The organism is Vibrio sp. 2096, from assembly GCF_033339595.1.
Lineage (GTDB): Bacteria > Pseudomonadota > Gammaproteobacteria > Enterobacterales > Vibrionaceae > Vibrio > Vibrio alginolyticus.
Map to the genome: position 1 here is coordinate 1 of NZ_JAWOUX010000035.1, position 5003 is coordinate 5003.

6 protein-coding genes are annotated in these 5003 nt (G+C 41.0%); all 6 read left to right on the top strand.

What is annotated here, in order from left to right; genetic code table 11:
* Window positions 1–141: 141 nt before the first annotated feature.
* The 6 genes from R7Q41_RS23570 to R7Q41_RS23605 all read left to right on the top strand — a co-directional run bounded on the left by R7Q41_RS23570 (window position 142) and on the right by R7Q41_RS23605 (window position 4809).
* On the top strand, window positions 142–696 hold the full coding sequence (locus R7Q41_RS23570) for a chloramphenicol phosphotransferase CPT family protein (RefSeq protein ID WP_215810683.1): 555 nt from the start codon (window positions 142–144) through the stop codon (window positions 694–696).
* Window positions 697–1270: 574 nt separating this feature from the next.
* Complete coding sequence (locus R7Q41_RS23585; protein ID WP_213915444.1) at window positions 1271–1678, top strand: hypothetical protein; 408 nt, start codon at window positions 1271–1273, stop codon at window positions 1676–1678.
* A gap of 141 nt (window positions 1679–1819) precedes the next feature.
* Entirely contained in the window at window positions 1820–2134 is a 315-nt protein-coding gene (locus tag R7Q41_RS23590; RefSeq protein ID WP_171343458.1) for a hypothetical protein, read from the top strand.
* Window positions 2135–3157: 1023 nt separating this feature from the next.
* Window positions 3158–3523: an NUDIX domain-containing protein gene (locus R7Q41_RS23595; protein ID WP_318144683.1), complete on the top strand. Its 366-nt coding sequence runs from the start codon at window positions 3158–3160 to the stop codon at window positions 3521–3523.
* A gap of 144 nt (window positions 3524–3667) precedes the next feature.
* Entirely contained in the window at window positions 3668–3973 is a 306-nt protein-coding gene (locus tag R7Q41_RS23600) for a hypothetical protein (protein ID WP_013571662.1), read from the top strand.
* Between the two features lie 167 nt (window positions 3974–4140).
* Window positions 4141–4809: a hypothetical protein gene (locus tag R7Q41_RS23605; RefSeq protein ID WP_213915456.1), complete on the top strand. Its 669-nt coding sequence runs from the start codon at window positions 4141–4143 to the stop codon at window positions 4807–4809.
* Window positions 4810–5003 lie beyond the last annotated feature (194 nt).

Consider the following 5003-nt stretch of genomic DNA (forward strand, 5'->3'; position numbering starts at 1 on the left):
CTATGCGTTGGTTTTAGTGGTTAAGGTGGTATGCGGAAGCTTCGGTATTGCGCGCCTCACACCTTAACAAGGCGTTAGGTTTTTCCTTGCGACCAATTAGTTTAGCGCTATCATATTGATTTTAAGAAAGAGTTTAATGGTTTGGTAATATTCTTAAATGGAACTTCCAGCTCTGGAAAAACGACATTAAGTCATGCCTTGCAACAGGCTTTGGCTGATGTTTACCTACATGTCTCAGTTGATACTTACTTGTCTCAAATCGCTCAATGTGACCTAAATAATGCCTCACTAATGGAAGAACGATTCCCTTATATCGTCAATGGTTTCCATGAATCAGCAGCAGCTATTGCGCGTGCAGGAAATAACGTTATCGTAGATTACGTACTTCAGCAGCCAGAATGGTTAGACGCTTGTGTTAAAGCGTTTGAGGGGTTGCCTGCGCTCTTCGTCGGTGTGCACTGTCCTCTCGAAGTGCTGGAAGCGCGTGAAGTGTCGAGGGGTGACCGCAAACAAGGAGCAGCCCGTTTTCAGTTTAATCGCGTACATAGTCATCGTACTTATGACCTTGAATTAGACACATCAAGTTTAGGCGTAGAAGCTTGTGTATCAGAAATCATTGCGTATATTGAGTCAGGCTCGAAACCTTCGGCATTTGAGAGGCTTAGGGCTCAAAGTGAAATTGGAAAACAAACCTAACAAAGCATTTAAGAGTGATTCGTAACGCTTGGCAGTTTCGCTTCGCTCAAGTATAGCCAAGCGTCACTCACACCTTAATGCGGCGTTATGCTTAATCACGTAAAATCAGTGGGTTATGGTTTTCTTTGTTCCCTCAACTTTTTGGTTTTGTGCTCGTCGGCAAGTTGGCTTCAGTGGGTGCTATTTTCTGGACATCCATTCTTGGGCGCTGGAAATTTAGAGAGTTGCCTCAATCAATTGTCAGGTAAGTGCGCGGTTAGGGCGGCTGGTTCAATCAGTAATTTAATCTTCGGTTTTTGAGTTTTAGCGGCCGAATTTCAAAGCCCGATTTTTAAAACTATGAGTCATTTCGGTTTTCTACGTTTTGGCTTTTGTTTGTAAATCAAAGTCGAGTTAATCTTGGTTTTAGCAAAACGTAACCCATTGAAGCTTAAGCATAACAAGGCGTTCAAGTGGGATTCATGCCGCGTGGCATTTTTGGTATGCGGTGAGTTTTGGTGGTGAAAGTGGTCTGCGGAAATTTGGTTTAGGCGGCATTCACCCCTTAACGCGGCGTTAGCTGTTTGAGGAAAAAATGAGAAAATTCGATAAGCCGCTATTCTGGCTGTATATAAAAACAAGAGACTCATTGTTGTCATCTTTTAAGGGCTTTCTGGGAATGCTTTTAGTGTTGATCGGAGCAGCAGTAGTTTTAGGTAATGAATCCCCTGAGAATGTCTGGATTTCGGTGGGAATCATTTTATTAGTATCGAGTCTTCCAGTCTCAATGGGCCTGATGATGATAAAGCTCAAATTTAAGAGTTTTGCTGGATCAATACCTACAGCAGAACTAGCATATTTTTTACAGCACGATGAAGATGCAAAGTTAGATAAAGCTGTGAGAGGCTTATTTTCGTTATGCCTATCTTTTATGATTTACCTTTGGTTTACGATGGTAGCTATCGCAGTACTCGGTATGTTGGGAGCAAAGCTCGTGTTGTAAAACACAGCTAACAAACTGTTTAAGAGTGATTCGCAACGCGTGGCATTTTCACTATGCGTTGGCTTAAGTGTTTAAGGTGGTATGCGGCGGCTTCAGTATTGTGTTGCTCACACCTTAACAGGGCGTTATACAAATACAGGGATGAAAATGGAAATTACAGTTAAGAAAATATCGAAAAGGTCTCTTTTCAAAATGCTTTTTATCGGCTTTAGCTTAAGCTTCTTTGTTTTCTTTTTAATGTGTGGCATCGCATCCATATTTGGTGCGGAGACTGTAAAGTGGGAAGAAACACCAGTAACGGGTGTATCAGGTCTGTTACTAGCATTAGCAATGTGGCCAATATTTAGTTTTTTTCTAGCGTTGTTTATGTGGTGCTTTGTAGCATTTGGTTTGTGGATTTACTCTTTAGCTAAACCTCTTAACTTAGTCTTTAAAGAGACCGCAGAATCCAATTAACCATTTGTATAACAAACTGTTCAAGAGGGATTCGCAACGCGTGGCACTTTCACTATGCGTTGGTTTAAGTGATTAAGGTGGTGTGCGGTGGCTTCGGTATTGCGTTACTCACCCCTTAACAGGGCGTTAGTACGGGTTTAGCATCAAAGGTCATCAGTTTTGGTGTTTATCTGTTTTGGCGTTCGTCTTTACACCTTTCAGTTTGTACCTTTCACGTTCTTTCCGGTGGCACTATATGCGGAGTGTTTGCTTTGATTTCACCGTTTACGGTTTCTAACTCTTAGCCTATTTGTTTGGCGCTTCTTCTCTTTCGTGGTTTTTACTAAGTCAGAATTGCCTTTCTTTGGCGTTGCCGTCGAAGTGCGAGGATCGAATCCTTTTCTAATTTGAAGCCAGTAAAAGTGGGGCAGTTCAGTGCGTTTTTCTTCTAGCTAACTTTCGTCTTTCAATCGAGATAAAGTTTTGTAGCTGCCCGTCTCACTTCAGTGTTCAAAGCCTTTCATATCATGCCACTTTTCAATATCTTGGAGTCCATAGATAGAAGTAGCGCATGTACTAACAAATTGCTTAAGAGTGATTCGTAACGCGTGGCATTTTTACTTTGCGGTGGCTTATATGATTAAGGCGTCGTGCGGTAGCTTTTGTATTGCGTTACTCACACCTTAGCAAGGCGTTAGGGCTCTTTTCACCAAATGGTACTTAACAACTTTTGTACAGTACCATTTGGGAGTCCTGTAGGAAATCTAGCTCTGGTTCAAAGACTTTAGTAGATCAACGCCTGAATTTAGGTAGGCAGTGGCGTTTTCGTTGTCGGAAAGAGTTAAAATGCCACTAAAAATGATCAGCGTAGTGGAAATGAAGAGCGTGGTGATACGTGTTATAGATAACAACATGGTGATATCTCCGTCTATGCCTATAGATATTGGTTCTATGATTGGTCTTCTTTTCGACCATGTATTGGCACAACTAACTAGAATCACCAGCTGGTAGCAGATCATCAACACGTTGAAACTATAAGCTAATATGGTTCTTGCTGTAGGTCAAGCCCTAACAAACTGTTCAAGAGGGATTCGCAACGCGTGGCATTTTCACTATGCGTTGGTTTTAGTGTTTAAGGTGGTATGCGGCGACTTCGGTATTGCGTTGCTCCGAGAGTTAAATGAAGAGCTCAATGTTATTCCAACGGAATACAAATATTTATGTTCCCTTTACCACCCAACAAAAGAACTGCAGTTGATCCATTATTTCATTGTTACCAGTTGGGCAGGAGACATTACGGCTCACGAGGCTGATGAAGTTAAGTGGTATTCATTGCAGGCGAACCAAGTTGGAATCGCAGCTGACAGTATCGCTTTGAAAGAATTAGAACGGGTTAGTCGTTATCTTTGAGTACAGTTCTAACAAAGCGTTCAAGGCGGATTCACAACGCTTGGCACTTTCAGTTCGAATCGGCTTTTGTGTTTATGGCACAATGGTTTAGGTTGGGTGGTAGCGTTGCTCACCACTTAACGCGGCGTTATACGTAATGAGAGTATGAAGATATTTTTAATAGTAGCCACACTGGTTCAATTGACTCTCCTGAGTTTCTCGAAATATTATCGTTCAATTGCGAATGATGTGCTTAGAAACGCGGTGGAAACGAAAGAGGCTGATCTTTTATCTTCACTTGATAAGTTTGATTATTACAGTGACTTAGATAATGATTTATTTCTTGCTGCTGTTACGGTCTGGGTTATGGTCTTGGTCGTAACAAAATTGAAAAGTATATCAAGCACTGATATGGCTAATTTAGCGATTTGTTTACCGCTGTTCTTTAATATGATTTTGATGTCGATTTAGGCACCATAGCCATGGAAGGGCAATCACGTATAACAAACAATTTAAGAGTGATTCAGCACGCGTGGCATTTTTACTTTGCGGTGGCTTATGGTGATTAAGGCGCTGTGCGGTAGCTTTTGTATTGCGTTACTCACACCTTAGCAAGGCGTTAAATTTATGAGGTTATAATGACGAGATTCGAGTTTTTTCATGCGATAAAAAAGAAAAGGTTAGAGCAACTTTCATTGGAAGAACTTGCTTATGCCCATTTATCTGATAGTAATTTTACTGAGACGAATCATGGTTTACTAACATCTTCATTGTCTACCGTTTTACGAGAAATCAGACATGTTAAGTGGCAAACATATGGAAGTTCTTTTTTGCCATTGTCTGCCGCATTTACGGTTCTAGATCAGCTTGGATATTGCTATAAAAATGCGGAGTTGCCAGAGTTTAGTAATCAGAAAGCAAGCTCAATCAAAAAGTCGCTCTACTATTTTTGTGGTTTCGGTGAAAATGACACTGACACTCAGACTTTGGTTGCTTTGCGAAATTCTTTCCTTCATACGGCTAGCGGTTTATCTAAAGCGCAATACACTAATCAACCAAATCATATGTTTGTGTTTGACCCAGAGGCTGATGAGTTAATTACTTACCCTACTAAAGTTTGGGATGGTAACTTCGCAACATTGACTAATGCACACAGCACTTTCGTTAACCAGAAAAAATTGATCGCAATGGTAGAAGAGGCTGTAGAAAAAGCTCAAAGCCTACTATACGCACAAAAGCTAGTCGTTAACTTACCTGAAGGGTGTCCAGAGTTTTATTACAGGTTCCTCAAACATATCGAACAATAAATTTAACAAGGCGTTTAAGACGGATTCACAACGCTTGGCATTTTTGGTTTGAATCAGTTTTAGTGTTTACGGCACAGTGGTTTAGGTAAGGTGGTAGCGTTGTTCACCACTTAACGCGGCGTTAGTCGCCAGAAAAAGCTAGCAATCAAAATCATGTTTCTAAGCTTAAGATTTGGCTGATGATTGTTTGCTAT

Bases quoted from the DNA above. Each gene is read 5' to 3' on its own strand.
- R7Q41_RS23600 (WP_013571662.1), top strand. From the start codon at position 3,668: ATGAAGATATTTTTAATAGTAGCCACACTGGTTCAATTGACTCTCCTG.
- R7Q41_RS23605 (WP_213915456.1), top strand. From the start codon at position 4,141: ATGACGAGATTCGAGTTTTTTCATGCGATAAAAAAGAAAAGGTTAGAG.
- R7Q41_RS23585 (WP_213915444.1), top strand. From the start codon at position 1,271: ATGAGAAAATTCGATAAGCCGCTATTCTGGCTGTATATAAAAACAAGA.
- R7Q41_RS23590 (WP_171343458.1), top strand. From the start codon at position 1,820: ATGAAAATGGAAATTACAGTTAAGAAAATATCGAAAAGGTCTCTTTTC.
- R7Q41_RS23595 (WP_318144683.1), top strand. From the start codon at position 3,158: ATGGTTCTTGCTGTAGGTCAAGCCCTAACAAACTGTTCAAGAGGGATT.